The organism is Telmatocola sphagniphila, from assembly GCF_018398935.1.
Classification (GTDB): domain Bacteria; phylum Planctomycetota; class Planctomycetia; order Gemmatales; family Gemmataceae; genus Telmatocola; species Telmatocola sphagniphila.
Genome location: NZ_CP074694.1, coordinates 5,778,209 through 5,793,258 on the forward strand (window position 1 = coordinate 5,778,209; position 15,050 = coordinate 5,793,258).

Genomic DNA, 15,050 nt, shown 5'->3' on the forward strand with positions numbered 1-15,050 from the left:
CGACCATGCGGGTAATCGAGGATGATCCAAACCTTCTGGAGAAGCTTCGTGATCGCGATTATCCTGGAAGAGTAGAACGAGTAATCTTATTTACTCTCGAAGCGTGGGATATCAACTGCCAGCAGCATATCCATAAGCGGTATTCGGAACGACAATTGGTACCGCTCCTCGAACCCTTACGAAGTCGCATCCGTGAACTCGAAGCCGAGTGGGCAAGGATGCGAAAAGGCATGAGTGGAGTGGGTACGAAATGAACGAAACCATTTGAGAATTATTCTCATGTCCTTGGATAAAACGATTACTCTCCCACCCGTAATCTCCAATGAAACGCTGAGTCTCCCCGCACTGATCTGTGGAGATACAGAAAAATCGAAGCGTTCGCCCAATATGTTAGGTCGTTACAGAATTCTCGAGAAAATGGCCGAAGGAGGCATGGGCGTCATCCATCGCGCATACGATGAAATCTTAAAGCGCGAAGTTGCCTTAAAAGTGGTCCACGATAAGGTTGCCGATGATTCAAATATCCTGAATCGATTTTTAGAGGAAAGCCGAATCACCAGTCAGTTGCAGCATCCAGCGATCCCTCCCATACACGATCTCGGCACTCTTCCTGATGGTCGGCCCTATCTGGCTATGAAACTTATCCAAGGACATACCCTCTCAGTCCTACTACCTACGCTTACATCTATCGGTCAAAAACTAGGTATCTTTGAAAGTGTCTGTCAGGCAGTCGCCTATGCTCATTCAAAAAATGTCATCCATCGCGATTTGAAGCCGCTCAATGTAATGGTCGGCGCTTTTGGCGAAACCCAAGTCATAGATTGGGGTTTGGCTAAAGTACTAAAAAGCCAGTCTAATCTTCAACATCCGAGGGGTGAATTAACACATGGTGCGGAAACCGATAATCCAGAAGAGAAAATTGGTGATCCTGCTGAAACCGTGGATGGCTGTGCAGTGGGAACCTATGCCTATATGTCGCCTGAACAAGCACGGGGTGAAGTATCTCTGGTATGCCTCCCATCGGATGTCTTTGGGCTCGGTGCAATCCTTTGCGAATTGCTGACAGGGCAACCCCCCTATGTGGGATCGGAAAAGCAGCCGACCAATCTATTGGCGAAGACGGCAAATTTAAACGACGCGAAGAATCGGATTGAACAATGTGAGTTCGAATCAGAATTAAAAGCTATCGCTTTGAAATGTCTGAACCCGAGTTGTGAGCTCCGTTTTGCAAACGCGCTCGAACTAGCGGTAGCGTTAGAAAAATATCGTCAAGAGAGTGTCTGGCGAGCAAAACAAGCCGAGTTGAGTGAAGCAAAAGCAATGGCTCGGCGGCAGTTTTGGGTAATCCTCTCTTGCATTCTATTGGGCTGCACTTTCGCATTCATATTGCTCTATCTGAAAGCGGACTGGCAACGGAAAATGGCTGTTCAGGCAAGAGAAGAACTCGACGGCAAAGTAGCCTCCCTGTCTATCGCAACCCAATTCGCGGCCGATGCCGCGTTTGCCGAGAACCGCATTCCTCGCGCCAATGAACTACTGGATGAAGTACCGTTGAAGTTTCGCGGTATCGAATGGGGCATTCGAAAGAATCAATTCTATGGCAGCTATGCAACTCTTTATGGGCACTCGGATCGAGTGATGAGCGTATCGTTCAGTCCAGACGGCCGACGGATCGCCTCGGGGGCTCAGGATAAGTTGATTAAAGTCTGGAATACGGTAAGTGGAGAGGAACAATATACGTTGAAAGGGCATACGGATCGAGTGACGAGTGTATCGTTCAGTCCGGATGGCCGACGAATCGCTTCAGGTTCGCATGATAAGACGATTAAAGTCTGGAATGCAGAGACGGGGGCGGTACAGCTTACGTTAACCGGGCACACGGGTCGGGTTTTGTGCGTCTCATTTAGCCCAGACAGCCAGAGGATCATCTCAGGATCAGAGGACAAAACTCTCAAGATTTGGAATGCAGATAGTGGTGCTGAGCAAATGACTTTGAACGGACATACAGGCGATGTGACGAGTGTATCGTTCAGTCCTAGTGGCCATCGTATCATTTCTGGCTCACGCGATGCATCAATAAAGATTTGGGATGCGGAGACCGGTGCGAACGTAAAGACTATGAAAGGGGATTCGGGCTCAGTACAACAAGTTTCTTTCAGTCCCGATGGTAGGCGAATCGCATCCGGAACCAGCAGGGCAGTCAAAGTCTGGGATGCGAATTCTGGAATCGAATTGCTTATATTAAAAGGACACGCGCGCGGGGTATCCTCGGTTGTGTTCAGTCCGGACGGTCGCTGGATCGTTTCAGGATCCTGGGATAGCACTTTAAAAATATGGGATGCAGATACAGGAATAGAACGGGCGACACTAAAAGGGCATACAGGCAGTGTGGAGAGCGTTTCGTTTAGTCCTGGGGGGCAAAACATCGTCTCAGGCTCATATGATATGACTTTGAAATTTTGGAGCCTGGAGAGCGGAGCGGAACGGCTGACTCTAAGAGAGTACAACGGTTCTGTAAAATGTGCTTCGTTCAGTCCTAATGGCCAACATATAGTTTCTGGATCGGAATTCGGAACGATGAAGCTTTGGAATGCGAACACCGCTATGGAAAAGTCAACTTTTTCAAGGCATTCCAAAGGCGTCACGAGTATGGGTTTTAGTTCAGATGGTCAACGCATTATCTTAGGTTCAGAAGATAGGACAGTGAAGCTATGGAATGCATATACTGCTAAAGAAATGGCATCTTTGCAAGGGCACACCGGTGAGGTAACTAGTGTGTCATTCAGTCCAAACGGTCGGCTGATTGTCTCTGGTTCTCAAGACAAGACGATTAAAATTTGGGATGTGAAGACCGGAGCTGAACGGTTCACATTAAAAGGTCACACGGGTCGGGTATCGAGTGTGTCGTTCAGCCCTGATAATCGACGTATTGTGTCCGGATCAAATGATCAGACGTTGAAGGTTTGGGACACGGAAAGTGGCGTGGAACTTTTAACACTGAAAGGTCACACGATGGCAGTATTGAGTGTGTTATTCAGTCCAGATGGACGGCGCATCGTCTCGGGATCATTCGACGATATTGTGAAGGTGTGGGACGTAGAAAATGGAGTGGAACTGCTGTCGCTTAAAGGGCATCAAGGCGCCGTGGAAAGCGTATCGTTCGGTCCCGATGGTAAGAGAATAGTTTCAGGATCCAGAGATAGAATGGTAAAGATTTGGGATGCCAATAGCGGGTCTGAACTGTTGACACTGAAAGGGCATACGAGTCCGGTCTGTTACGTATCGTTCAGTCCTGACGGGCAACGAATCATTTCAGAAAGTAATGATGGGACGATGAAAGTTTGGGAGGGAGAAAGCAAGTCGAATCGACTCATCTTAAAAGGACACACGAGTATTGTGGATACGGTGTCGTTTAGCTCGAATGGCGAGATGATTGTCTCGGCAGCCGATAGGATCGTAAAAGTATGGAATGCGAAAACTGGAGAAAACATCCTCACCCTTAAAAGCGACATCGAAGGGATCAAATGTGTCTCATTTTCTTCTGACAACCGAAGAATCATGGCGAAATCTTGGGACGATAAAGTACAGGTTTGGGGCGTAGGGACGGGGGAGGAACTTAAAGAGGAAATTGATCGGGAATTCTTCCTCTCAGTAAATCCGAAGCATCCCACGAAAAATTGGTGGTTGCACTGCGAAGGTGACCGGGTAATTGTTTTCGACCGCAATCTCACTGAAAGCGAACTCGCTTATCGCAAGAGTAAAGTAATCTTCAAACCATTTGAAGCAAATGAAGAATACAAAGCATCAAACACACTGTACGCGAAAGCGTTCTGGAAGAGCCGATTCGCCTTGAATATTCCTAACAAAGCAGAGTACTGGGACTCTTTCCGCAAAGAGTGTATCGACGAACCCACCTGGCGACTGATGAAACAAACCTGCGATTTGGTTTTACAAAGGGGACCGAATGAACGGGCCATGACTGAAGGCGAATGGGCACTATCTCAGTTGGTGAAAGTTTCGAAGTAGTTCTGAAGCTAAAGATCGAATTATTTAACGTTTTTCATGACTAAAAGATAATATTGAAGACTAAATAATCGGTGCGTGAGATGAGCTGTAAATGCCGGTCGAAAAGGGCTCTGTCGCACATTTGGTGATAAACGATTATTAGATTGTGAGACATTCCTGTCGATTGTAGATGTTTCCAAATAATTGAAGGGAAAAGGCCGAGGGCTGAACCGGTTCTCCTTCATCTGAACACAAGGTTGAAAATCACGAATTGCTTGAGAATTGTGTCGAGCGGATGTATGCGTGTTAGAGAAAGGAATTCATCCGAAGAATTTTGAGGTCCGTAGGACTGGAGCTGATCCTGGTGAGATTCTTTTTCGAGAGTGGATGCTTTTCCAAATCCTAAATCACTTGTTTCCAACCTTATAATTCCCGGATATTTATTGCACCAACTGTGCGACAGAACCCCAGGGCCAGCGCGCACATTTGTGAATTCTGTGCAAGATAGATAAGGTTGCGCTGGGATTTGGAATGCGGTACAAAGTTCTCCGTGGAGTCAAGGACTGTCTTCAGGGAAGCTAAGCGATGGGAAGACGCGGGATTACGATTGGCGAAGTGTTGTGTCACTTTGAAGAGTTGGAAGATCTTCGTTCGGAGATCAACCGGAAACACCCTTTGGAAAGTGTGATCGTCATAGCCTTACTCGGAGTGCTGTCCCGAGCCTCGGGCCCGACTGGAATCGCGACTTGGGCGAATCTGAACGCCGACTTTCTGCAGTCGCTGCTGCATCTACCCCATGGAATTCCGGGAAAGGATGTTTTTCGACGAGTTCTGTGCGCTTTGAAACCCGAAGCGTTCCAGCAGTGTTTTTCGAATTGGATTAAAACATTGCGTACGGCCGCAGCGCAGGCCACGGAGAATGATCGTCCCACCTTGGCCGTGGACGGCAAGACTTTGCGACGCAGTCATGACGTTCAAAACGGCTTGGGTCCTTTGCACTCTGTTTCGGTTTGGGCGAGCGAGTATGGAATCACGCTGGCCCAAGTGGCGACCGACGAAAAATCGAACGAAATCACGGCCATTCCTCGAATTTTGCAGTTGGTCGACTTCAAAGGAGCGATCGTCGCGATCGATGCCCTGGGGACTCAGAAAGCCATTGCCGAGCGAGTCGTCGATGGGGGTGGGGATTTCGTATTGGCACTCAAAAGGAACCAGGAGAAATTGCTCGATGGCGTCGAAGATTACCTCGTCGAACAAATGGAGAAGGACTTTGCGGATGTCAAAGCTCGCCGACGGGTCGCGCAAGAAACGGGCCATGGTCGTACCGAGACGCGGGAATATATCCAGTTAGAGGCTCCCAGTACCTTGCCCGGCTTGAAGCATTGGAAGAAACTGAAAACCATCGGTCTGGTGCATTTGACGTCCCTTCGCAACGGCCAGGAAACCACCCGAGTGCGTTACTTCATCAGCAGTCTGCCCATGGGGATCAAACAATTTGCCCAAGCGACCCGGAACCATTGGGGTATTGAGAACAGTTGCCATTGGAGTTTAGATGTCACCTACCGAGAAGACGATTCACGAATTCGGCACGTCGATGCGCGGGAGAATTTCGCATGGTTGAATCGCTTCACGCTCTCACTGCTGAAACAACACCCGGGCAAAGGAAGTCTGGTCATGAAACGCCGATCCTGTGGCTGGAATTCCAAGTTCTTGCTCGAAGTACTTACAGCTGTAAGAAGTTAGTTGCCGCTGGTCCTGGGTGTCATACGCTCTCCACTTTCTGATTCAGCCCATTAGTGCACATAATCACATATGTGAAATGATCAATGCTTCCCCACTTTCCAAAAGTGTTTGTCGCTGCGCAGGTAAAGAGCTCCGCCCGTCGCCGCCGGTGTGCTCAGAATCGTCTCTTCGAACGGGTAACTATCAACCAGCACGGGATCCTCTTCGCCTGGTCGAACGACGTGGACCAGGCCATCCTCATTGACGCAGAAGAGCAGGCCGCCTGCGACCACTAGCGAGGAACTGAAGCCGCCTTTGAGGCGAATTTGATTCAGTATATTGCCTGTCTTCAACTCACCTGACGCGAGTATTGAGCCCCGGAGGGAGTAGATTTTTCCCTCATAGATCAGAGGACTGGCAGTCGAAGGATTGAGTCTTGATTGCTCCCATAATAGCTTGGGAGGCACGCCCTCATCCTGAAGTTCATAGGCAAACAGCTTATTTTCTCCAGGGACAAGCAGCAATCTTCCCTTTAGTGCGCAAGAGGCGAAGGGGTGCCATCGACCTTGGATCGCCCAGATTTCTTTCCCTGTGAGCGGTTCGTAAGCACTCAGCTTGTTATTTCCTTGAATCAAGGCAAGTGGCTCATTCAGTGATTTGCCCGGAATCGAAATCGGCGATGACCAGCTTAACTCGCGGGGGCGGGCTTGTTGCCAGCGATTTTTTCCGGTGGAGATATCAATACCTGCAGCGAAGGAGGTGTTCTGGTTCTCACACTGCACGATGATCGTAGAATTGATAATCAGCGGTGAGGATGCCAGCCCTCGCCCGTCGGTCGCGCCGGGGTTCTCTTCGTGAAGTGATCGTATCCATTGCAAGTTGCCCTCTAGGTCCAAACAGATCAAATCGTTCGTGGCGAAGAGGGCCACCAGGTACTTTCCGTCGCTCACCGGGGTCGGAGCGGCCGGACAGGTTTTGGAGTGCGTATCTGTCGGCCCAGTCGCCCAAACCGTCCGCTGCCAAAGCCTCTGACCGGTTTTTGTATCGTAGGCCAATACGTGCAGGTGGTTCTGCTTCTCCCCACTTGAGGCTGTCAGAAAAGCTTTATTGTCGACCAGTACTGGGCTAGATAGACCACGTCCGGGCAGGTCGGCCTTCCAGGCAACTTGTTGCTTCGGTCCAAATGGCAGAGGCACGGCATCGCCGGAACCGACTCCGGTCGAGTCGCTTCCTCGGAAATGAGTCCAATCCGCGGCCATACTGCTGAAGAGAACCGCACTCAGGCTGACGGTATAAACAAATCGACGCATGGGAATCCTCAGGCGGAGATCTTCTGTTCGAAGACGGTTAATTTTCTGGTCGTTTAGTGGAAAGAATCGCTACGCCATCGGCATCACAGACTCTTAACTGAAACCGCCAAAGCTTCGGTAATTGTGGTGGCGGCACATCCGTGCAGACCTTGAAGAGAAAAGTATTCTTCCCCTCACGCAGCCGTATTTTCGTTCGGTAGTGATCGAACTGCATCCCAGTGTAGGCATCAGCGCGATGCAAAGCGAGTTCCCCATTCACCCAAAGCTTGAAAACGGTGAAGCAGGCAATCCGAACTTCCACATCGCAGGCCGCCTTGGTCGTGAAATCTGTTGCTGCGTAGCCCACGGCCTGAAGGTGTTCCCCGAGACCATCGTTCAGGTCGATAATTCCGTTATCGTCCTTCGAAAGGTAATCCTTCCAGCGGACCTTGCCTTCTTTGCCGTCGTACTCCTCCTTAAAGTTCAGTGCCTTTTCAGGAGGGTAGCATTTGTCGACACCAGCCTGCTCGACATTAGGGAAAGGGCCGAGGAGTTTCCAATCGAGAAGGAAGCCGAGGTGTTTTGCCAGATCAATTGTCTGACCGAGATCTTTTAGCCGGGAATTCGATTTGTCGATTTGATCCTTCTCCCGTGCTGAAGCAAAAGCCAAACGGTAAATGGTCAGGGCTTCGGTTTTCTTCTCTGTGCGATATAGTTTCTCAGCTTCGTCGAGCAAGCGACTTATGGCCTCCCGTCGCAACTCGGGGCTGGGATCGTTTACCATCTTTGGCAGGAAGCGATCTCTGGCGGACTTGTCGAGCTGGCAGACGCAATCAAACACAAACCGCCTTGCCTGAGGATCATGTCGGGTGTCGACCAGAAACTTCTCTAGCGCTTTGATCGGCAACGGCTTCTTGTTTTTCTCAGCACGCTCCATGCAAGCATCGACGGCGGTTTGGATCCAATTGCGTGCCAACGGAGTTGCTCCATCCATCCCGGTGAGAAGTTGGGGCAATTGCTCGATCGGGGTTTGAGCTAGTATCATCCATGCTTCTGCAGCTTCCGGGCTTCCCTTTCCATTTGTGCCAACCTGGCGTATTGTCTGAATTGACGGTTTCAGATCTGGATCTTCATCGGATCGCAACCCGAAAACCATCATGACAGATACCGCGGTGATGAAAGTCCCGAATCGGAAGATCATCTTTTAGACCTCTGTTTAGGATCAGAAAAATGTCGAAGAGTTATTCTAGCACCGTCCAAAATCGCGAACTGGTCAGAGATACAAACACCACACATTTGGCTCTAGCGTTTGTCGCGACCGTTATTTAGAATATGGTTTGATATATCTTCTCGCCACGTAATGGATGTGGAACCAATTCTTAACGGGGGGGCAAAATGTATTTGATAAGAATTTGCCTTGTCTTAATTATTTCCAGTATTGTACCGGTTCTTGGATGGACGGTGCTCGAAAGGACTGATGCACTTGCTGCATCAGAACCTGGTTCAGACAATGATAAAGAAGTTTTGGAACAGGGGAAGGAGTTGTTCACTCGCGAATGGACTAGAGGGGATCGCCGAAGCCATGCGGGGGATGGATTGGGGCCAGTATATAACGCTCAATCATGTGTTGCCTGTCACCGGCTCGGAGGCACCGGAGGCGCGGGGACCAACGAAACGAATGTCAGTCTCGTTTCGGTCTTTGTAGGTGATGTAAATGGACCTTCGATTATAACAGGTATCCCGCCTGCGCCCCCTCCCTCTCTCGCCGATGCGCGGAATAAAGTCGCCGCGAACCGGGGTGGAAAAAAAATTGAAATTGAAATACCTTCGCAAAACGAGTTAGCCAAAATCCACCCGGCTTTACGTACGCAGACTTCCTTTCCCCTCCCTCGATTTGGTGTCTCTCCGGAATACGACGATTGGAAAGAATCCACTTTACCCAAAGAGATGACCGATCTCAATAGTTTTAACCCACTGAATTGGAAACGGGGTGTTATTAAATCCATTGGCTCTATTAAGTTGTCACTGATTGAATCCAAGCGGAACACGCCCCCACTTTTTGGTGTTGGGCTTATTGATGCAATTCCGAATAAGGTAATTGAAGAAGTTGCCGACGAACAAGCAAAAATAGCTGCTGCTGATGCACCTGCAATCTCGAAATCCCTTCGGGGCGACGAAATGCTGCATGTGAAGGGCCGTGTGTCGCGTTTGAAAGATGGGCAAATTGGCCGTTTCGGTTGGAAAGCGAGTGTTGCCAGCCTGCACGAGTTTACGCTCCAAGCCTGTTCCAACGAACTTGGTCTGGAAGTTCCCGGTTTTGCGCGGGCAATGCCGCCGTGGAAACCCGACTACAAAGCTCCGGGAATTGATCTAACCAAAGAGCAATGTGAATCGTTAACGCGTTTTGTCGCATCACTGTCCAAACCTAGGGTACGTCCCGCGGGTTCGCCGGAGCAGGTGGAAGCAATCCAACGTGGACGTCAGTTATTCACGACTGTAGGTTGTGCAGCTTGTCACCGACCGAAACTGGGCGCTGTGGAGGGCATTTATAGCGATCTTTTGCTCCACGATATGGGGCCCTCGCTTAGCGATTTGGGATCTTATACGGTACTCGAAACCGAGATCAGCGATAAAGAAAAGTCAAATCGAGCTCGAGCTGCTAGCGAACTTGAATGGCGAACCCCGCCGCTCTGGGGCTTACGAGACTCGGCGCCTTACATGCATGACGGTCGTGCTTCAACCATTGCAGAAGCTGTTTCTCTTCATGGCGGAGAGGGAACGGCCGCAGCGCGATCATATAAACTACTATCTGAGAAAGAACGCGAACAGGTCGGGCTATTCTTGCAAACGCTATCTGCGCCACAAACGTCACCCTGAAGCGATAAGTTTGATATGGTGGGCCATTGTGTGAGCACGACTTAGCGAACGGAAGAACGCTACTAAATCGAATGTCGACAGCTTTGGAAAAATAACCGAGTTGGAACAACAAGAATTTTGGGATTCGCAAGAACTGCAACTTGGATCGCAGGAAGCACTGGAGTGCTAAACGCGTGAAAGTTCGATGTCGGAGCGATTCGGATGAAGCGGACCGTAGGTGGATACGCTTCCTTGCGCTGAGACTTGGTGTTACGGGGGGGGTCGCTTGGTCAGCTTCTGGCGGCTCGGTCCCGGCGGGTTTTGGCCATGGCTTCGTTCAGGGTGTTAGTGTGCAATCCCCCCGATTATGCCAAACGGTTGCGAAGTAGGTTGAGATGGGAGATTCTGAAGGATGTGGTATCTGTACTGAAATCGACTACGTCGGCTTTAGAACGCGAACCACACCCGGCTTATGTGACCGGCGAAGGATGGGAACTACACTGTTCATCTGCCGCCGTGGCCGATGAGACGTTGAACTCTGAAAAGCTGAAATGCCGCCGCGGTCAGGTGCAACGGCGGGTTCTCCGAGCGTCTGACGGGACCAATCTCCAGGAAAAATCAAGCTTTCGTCATATCCTGAGGAGTTCGTGATCCTCGAGCGCTTCTCGCCAGATTGCAGTCTTGTTTTGGTCGAAATATCGGTAAAGGATCTCGCGTATCTCGTCGCGGTTGACGTCGTCGGTGTCGACCATTTGTACCAGTGTGTGGGATTCGTCTAGCGGCAATCGCGTAACCTTCTCATCCGTCACGCAACAACCGAAACCGTCGAACGAAATCCGGACTACGTACACCCGCCCATCCGAATCGAGATTGAAATCGGCGAAAACGCTACCTTCTTGCAGGCAAAGGCAAAAGCTGCAGGGCCTAGTTCCTGTCGTCCAAATGTATTTTGAAATCTCCAATGGCATCCACCTTTTGCTGATCGCTTACCTTCTCAGGTGTGGGAAATCACAGAGATTATCTTTTTGCCGCAGCCATCACTCTCGTTCCGTGGATCAAAATAGGCGCCATCCGCATGATCGAATGACACGACGCTTTTAACGACAGTGCGGAGCAAACCGGACGCCAATTGCTCAGCGATGGCGGTCAACTGCCGCTGATTGGGCTCGACAATGAAAAATGATTTTTGGGTACGCTCGTCGCTGATTCCTTCACTATCGGCTGCGACAGTGATAAGACGGCCACCAGGACCAAGTAGGCTCCAAGATCTCGCCAATGTCTGACCGCCGACTGTATCGAAAACCAGATCGATCCCTTTCGCAATATCCTCGAACCGTTCGGTCCTGTAGTCGATCACACGTTGTGCGCCCAGACCGGTCAGGAACTCTCTGTTCCGCGCGGAGGCAGTCGTCAAAACTTCAGCTCCTAATTGCCGGGCAAACTGAATCGCGAAGACGCCGACCGCACCGGACCCCCCGTGGATGAGCACGCGCTCGCCCGACTGCAATCGAGCCCGGTCGAACAGTCCTTGCCAAGCCGTCAACGCGCCGATTGGAACGGAGGCCGCCTCGACATGAGTCAGCTGAGCGGGTTTCAGCACTACCGTGGAATGCTGCGTGCAACAGAATTCCGCAGTGGCGCCTTCAGCGAACCAGTCATTCATTCCGAACACTTCCTGATCGGCTTTGAAGCAAGTCTCGGTGCCATCACCGACGGCGGCAATGCGACCGGAGAACTCGTGACCGGGCACAGCGGCATTGCGAGCTTCACCGGATTTGCGATGGGTGGTTGGATACCAGAGTAGTTCCGTCGGGGTGACGCCGACTGCGTGGACTTGGATTAACAGTTCACCCGGTTGGGGATCTGGCCGTTCTCCTTCCTCAAGAGACAAGACGCGGGACTCCGGTGATTCGTGATGTCGCCATAGCTTCATTAGCTTCTCCGATGTTGCTGTGTCGGCTCCCCCTCCGGTCCGTGGACGCATCTCTTAATAACGAGGCGTTTCGACCTTCGTAAGGGGATCTTTAGCAGATCTTTTCTCGATCAGTTCGGAATGTTGATCCAACAAGTATTGGCTGAAAAATCCCCCAAAGACCGCGCGAATCGTGTCGATGAATGCCTTCCCATCTCCGCTCGTTAAAACAGTCCCTTCAAATGGATATCTTACGCTGCAAGACGCCGGAGTTGGTGCGTAAGGAAATTTGGACCCACATTTTGGCTTATAATCTGATCCGCACCATCCTGGCTCAGGCGGCCAAAGAATAGATCCCCGATCCATTAGCTTTAAAGGAACCCTGCAAACGCTGGAGGCCTTTCAACAAATTATTGCGATGCATACCGAAGAGAATTCCGAATTTCGCTGGGTGGTCTATCAACTGATGCTTGAGGAGATCGCCAGCCATCGCGTCGGCAATCGACCTAACCGTTACGAGCCTCGTCGCAGAAAACGCAGACCCAAACCCTATGATCGACTCATGATGCCCAGAAAAGAAGCCAAACGTCTGATGGCGAAAGGAGTTAGAGATAACTAAGTGCCATTCGGCCTACTCACTGCCTATAGGTTGCCAGACTACCCCGAGCTATGAGGCCGGAGTACCCCACACATAGACCTATTCCGATTCCTCAACTAGGCGATACAAAAGCGTCTCCGCCTTCGGTGCGTAGATGCGAATGGTCGTTTGCGGTCGGCACTCACCAGAGGCAAGCTGACTCCTGCGGGCCACCAGGCCGGGCTGGCAGGTCGCCAGGGTAAACGAAGTGAGCATCGCGCCGGAAAGCTCGATGCGAATCGAATGTACGGACCTCGTCGGGCTGCACCGGTTACTGAAAGAGTTTCGGAACGAACTCGTTCAGGTATCGCTGCCAGCAGATCCAAGTGTGCCCGCCCTCGGTCTCCTGGAACTCCGGCTTCAGTTTGTGTTTCTCGAATAGGGCAACGGTCTTTTTGGTGGTGTCGAGCAGAAAGTCTTCTTTGCCGGTGGCTAGCCAGAACACCTTCAGCCCGTCTTTGGCGGCGACGACCGCCGTCAATTTCTCCTTGTTAGCCTTCTCCCACCTTTCCCAATCTTCCGGCGTCCGGCCCGCGAAGATGCCGGAGCTGAACACCCCGACGGCCGAGTAATCGTTCGGGTTTGCCAGGAACACTGAAAGCGTCTGCCCGCCGCCCATGCTCAGCCCGGCGATTGCCCGGTCTGCGCGGCCTGTCTTCACCCGGTACGTCTTCTCGATGTGCGGCCGGAGGTCCTTCGCGAAGTCGTCTTCGAACAGGGCGGCGGGAGTGGTGTTACCCGTCGGCCGACCGAACCCGGCGAACTTGCTGTCGTGCCCGGCCGGCATTACAACGATCATCGGCACGGCCATCTTGGCCGCTATAAGGTTGTCAAGAATGTCCGCCGACCGGCCGACCGAGGTCCAAGAATCGTCGCAGTCGCCGGCCCCGTGTAGCAGGTATAACACCGGGTATTTCTCGGTTGCTGTCTCGTATCCCGGCGGAGTGTAGACGTGAGCTCGCCGGTTCCCGCCCGTCGTCTTCGAGTGGTAAATGACCCTAGCCACAGCCCCGTGCGGCACGTCGGCGGTGTCCATAAACGCCGCGCCCGGCACGCGAACCAGGCTCCAAGTGTTTCCAAACGACTCGCTGGTCGAAGGGTTCCGCGGGTCCACCACCGGCACCCCGTCCACTTCGATCCGGTACCGATAAGTGCCTGGGGACACGTCCAGGGTGAGTTCCCACAGGTCGCCCTCGCCCTTCTTCATCGCCCGCGATCCTTGGCCGCCACCAGGGATGTCGGAACTTGACAGCCCTACCTTCTCGGCTTTGGGGGCACGGAGTCGGAATGTCACCGTCTTATCTTTTACTTCCGGCGATATGTACGACTGCGGGCCTTGCCGCGGCTGGGCGGTCGCAGGGCCTGCCGCCGCCAAGACAAACGTGAGGCCAAGCAGAGATAGCGATCTGGTCATGAGAGGTTCCTCGGAAATGAAAAAGGGCGATTATTCGGTCATTTGGTGGGCTGGAACAGCAGCGGGGCGAACCCGTAGAAGTGATTCTTCCAAGTGGCCCCTTCGTGCCCCTCTTTGGGGTCAGCGTTGCGGTCCGAACTCAGCCGTCGGCCCGGTCCGATATGCGTGCGATGAGCCCCCTCTTCTCTATGAGTAGGCGCATGGCCCGGACGGTTTTCGGGTCGGCAATGGCCCGGCAGGCGAGGCCCCGCTGGGTAACCACCCCCCCGTCAGCGAGAGCGGCCAGGAACACGAACTGTTCGGCCGTCACCCCGTGCCGAGCGAACTGGGCGTCGGGCCGGCGGTGCTACGCCAAGTACTCGGTCCGTAAGGCCATCGCGATTTCGTCCCCGGTTACCGTTCCAACGGTCCATTTTGTACGTATACGCACAAGCTGCAGTAGAATTTACTGGCCCAGCGGGATCGGTACAATCGAAAAATATTTTCAGATACTCTGCCGAAACGCACCGACGCAGACCACTTCGTGATGCTCAACTGGCCGCGTTGGTTCAGAGCGTAGGAGAAACAAGTTATTTCTTGGGCAATTGATCGACTTAGGTCACACCGCAGGCCTCAGGCAGTCCCACTGCGTTGAGTCGTTTCCACGGCCGATGCATCGGCGTCAGGCGGGCATGGGGGGACAAGTTCGGACCGCGCCCGACTCACTGGACGAAGCCCGTCCAAAACCCGCTCAGGTCCGAGACGCCGCTGGTTCAATGACCAACACAAATAAGCTCTGTGCGTTTGGTCGCAGTGGACCACGAGCATCTTTATTTCCATTAAGCCCCCGCAGTGATTGGAAAAACACATTCCCCCCTCACTACGACCTGATTCACGTCCGTTAGAAAGAAGTTTATGAACGTCCCAACCGGAATGTTGTCCACGATCGAAGTGGAAGTGGGTGGCAAAACCTTGGCGACAATGTCTCCACCATCATTCGCATGTTTCGTCGAGATGACCTGTATGCGATAAGCTTCCCCATCACTGAAACATACAATTGCATCCTCGGCAGAGTGCTCTAAGATGCGCAGAACAGAAATTAAGCTCGCTTCATACGCCACTCAACTCCCCCTTGGCCTTCAGCGGCTTACAGTAGCGTTCGGCTTCCGAATTCGTGCATTTTTCCTTCCTGCTCATTATCACTGGATCTCTTGGAGGACAACACCCAGTTCCGAA

General features: G+C 52.0%; 11 protein-coding genes and 1 pseudogene. 7 read left to right on the plus strand and 5 right to left on the minus strand.

Annotation, left to right across the window (positions count from 1 at the left end; genetic code table 11):
- Window positions 1-5: 5 nt before the first annotated feature.
- The 3 genes from KIH39_RS23150 (at window position 6) to KIH39_RS23160 (ending at window position 5,748) form a co-directional block, all read left to right on the plus strand.
- The gene (locus KIH39_RS23150; RefSeq protein ID WP_213495863.1) at window positions 6-254 is read left to right on the plus strand and encodes a hypothetical protein; all 249 of its coding nucleotides are present in this window, start codon (window positions 6-8) and stop codon (window positions 252-254) included.
- Window positions 255-279: 25 nt separating this feature from the next.
- Complete coding sequence (locus KIH39_RS23155; RefSeq protein ID WP_213495865.1) at window positions 280-4,026, plus strand: WD40 domain-containing protein; 3,747 nt, start codon at window positions 280-282, stop codon at window positions 4,024-4,026.
- 564 nt (window positions 4,027-4,590) lie between these two features.
- Complete coding sequence (locus KIH39_RS23160) at window positions 4,591-5,748, plus strand: ISAs1 family transposase (RefSeq protein ID WP_213495867.1); 1,158 nt, start codon at window positions 4,591-4,593, stop codon at window positions 5,746-5,748.
- 80 nt (window positions 5,749-5,828) lie between these two features.
- Here the strand turns inward: KIH39_RS23160 and KIH39_RS23165 are convergent, their stop codons facing one another.
- Window positions 5,829-7,037 (minus strand): PQQ-like beta-propeller repeat protein, encoded by a 1,209-nt coding sequence (locus tag KIH39_RS23165; RefSeq protein ID WP_213495869.1) that lies wholly within the window; start codon window positions 7,035-7,037, stop codon window positions 5,829-5,831.
- A 37-nt stretch (window positions 7,038-7,074) separates the two neighbouring features.
- Window positions 7,075-8,217 (minus strand): hypothetical protein, encoded by a 1,143-nt coding sequence (locus KIH39_RS23170; protein ID WP_213495871.1) that lies wholly within the window; start codon window positions 8,215-8,217, stop codon window positions 7,075-7,077.
- A gap of 194 nt (window positions 8,218-8,411) precedes the next feature.
- On the opposite strand from KIH39_RS23170, the gene KIH39_RS23175 reads away from it, so the two are divergent.
- Together KIH39_RS23175 and KIH39_RS23180 are read left to right on the plus strand one after the other, a co-directional pair.
- On the plus strand, window positions 8,412-9,893 hold the full coding sequence (locus KIH39_RS23175) for a di-heme oxidoredictase family protein (RefSeq protein ID WP_213495873.1): 1,482 nt from the start codon (window positions 8,412-8,414) through the stop codon (window positions 9,891-9,893).
- Window positions 9,894-10,199: 306 nt separating this feature from the next.
- Entirely contained in the window at window positions 10,200-10,523 is a 324-nt protein-coding gene (locus KIH39_RS23180; RefSeq protein WP_213495875.1) for a hypothetical protein, read from the plus strand.
- A 343-nt stretch (window positions 10,524-10,866) separates the two neighbouring features.
- On the opposite strand, the gene KIH39_RS23185 is transcribed toward KIH39_RS23180, so the two are convergent.
- Window positions 10,867-11,805, minus strand: coding sequence for an NADP-dependent oxidoreductase (locus tag KIH39_RS23185; protein ID WP_213495877.1), 939 nt, complete (start codon window positions 11,803-11,805; stop codon window positions 10,867-10,869).
- A 197-nt stretch (window positions 11,806-12,002) separates the two neighbouring features.
- Here KIH39_RS23185 and KIH39_RS27305 point away from each other — a divergent pair.
- Together KIH39_RS27305 and KIH39_RS23190 are read left to right on the plus strand one after the other, a co-directional pair.
- Window positions 12,003-12,188 (plus strand): annotated as a pseudogene (locus KIH39_RS27305) (IS4 family transposase); the annotation flags it as partial.
- Window positions 12,189-12,202: 14 nt separating this feature from the next.
- Window positions 12,203-12,403, plus strand: coding sequence for a hypothetical protein (locus KIH39_RS23190; protein ID WP_213495879.1), 201 nt, complete (start codon window positions 12,203-12,205; stop codon window positions 12,401-12,403).
- A gap of 78 nt (window positions 12,404-12,481) precedes the next feature.
- On the opposite strand, the gene KIH39_RS23195 is transcribed toward KIH39_RS23190, so the two are convergent.
- A complete protein-coding gene (locus KIH39_RS23195; protein ID WP_213495881.1) occupies window positions 12,482-12,637 on the minus strand; it encodes a hypothetical protein in 156 nt (51 codons plus the stop codon).
- 55 nt (window positions 12,638-12,692) lie between these two features.
- Complete coding sequence (locus tag KIH39_RS23200) at window positions 12,693-13,835, minus strand: alpha/beta hydrolase-fold protein (protein WP_213495883.1); 1,143 nt, start codon at window positions 13,833-13,835, stop codon at window positions 12,693-12,695.
- Window positions 13,836-15,050: the final 1,215 nt, after the last annotated feature.

Coding starts and splice junctions, on each gene's coding strand:
- KIH39_RS23150 (WP_213495863.1), top strand. CDS start 6: ATGCGGGTAATCGAGGATGATCCAAACCTTCTGGAGAAGCTTCGTGAT.
- KIH39_RS23155 (WP_213495865.1), top strand. CDS start 280: ATGTCCTTGGATAAAACGATTACTCTCCCACCCGTAATCTCCAATGAA.
- KIH39_RS23160 (WP_213495867.1), top strand. CDS start 4,591: ATGGGAAGACGCGGGATTACGATTGGCGAAGTGTTGTGTCACTTTGAA.
- KIH39_RS23165 (WP_213495869.1), bottom strand. CDS start 7,037: ATGCGTCGATTTGTTTATACCGTCAGCCTGAGTGCGGTTCTCTTCAGC.
- KIH39_RS23170 (WP_213495871.1), bottom strand. CDS start 8,217: ATGATCTTCCGATTCGGGACTTTCATCACCGCGGTATCTGTCATGATG.
- KIH39_RS23175 (WP_213495873.1), top strand. CDS start 8,412: ATGTATTTGATAAGAATTTGCCTTGTCTTAATTATTTCCAGTATTGTA.
- KIH39_RS23180 (WP_213495875.1), top strand. CDS start 10,200: ATGGCTTCGTTCAGGGTGTTAGTGTGCAATCCCCCCGATTATGCCAAA.
- KIH39_RS23185 (WP_213495877.1), bottom strand. CDS start 11,805: ATGAAGCTATGGCGACATCACGAATCACCGGAGTCCCGCGTCTTGTCT.
- KIH39_RS23190 (WP_213495879.1), top strand. CDS start 12,203: ATGCATACCGAAGAGAATTCCGAATTTCGCTGGGTGGTCTATCAACTG.
- KIH39_RS23195 (WP_213495881.1), bottom strand. CDS start 12,637: ATGCTCACTTCGTTTACCCTGGCGACCTGCCAGCCCGGCCTGGTGGCC.
- KIH39_RS23200 (WP_213495883.1), bottom strand. CDS start 13,835: ATGACCAGATCGCTATCTCTGCTTGGCCTCACGTTTGTCTTGGCGGCG.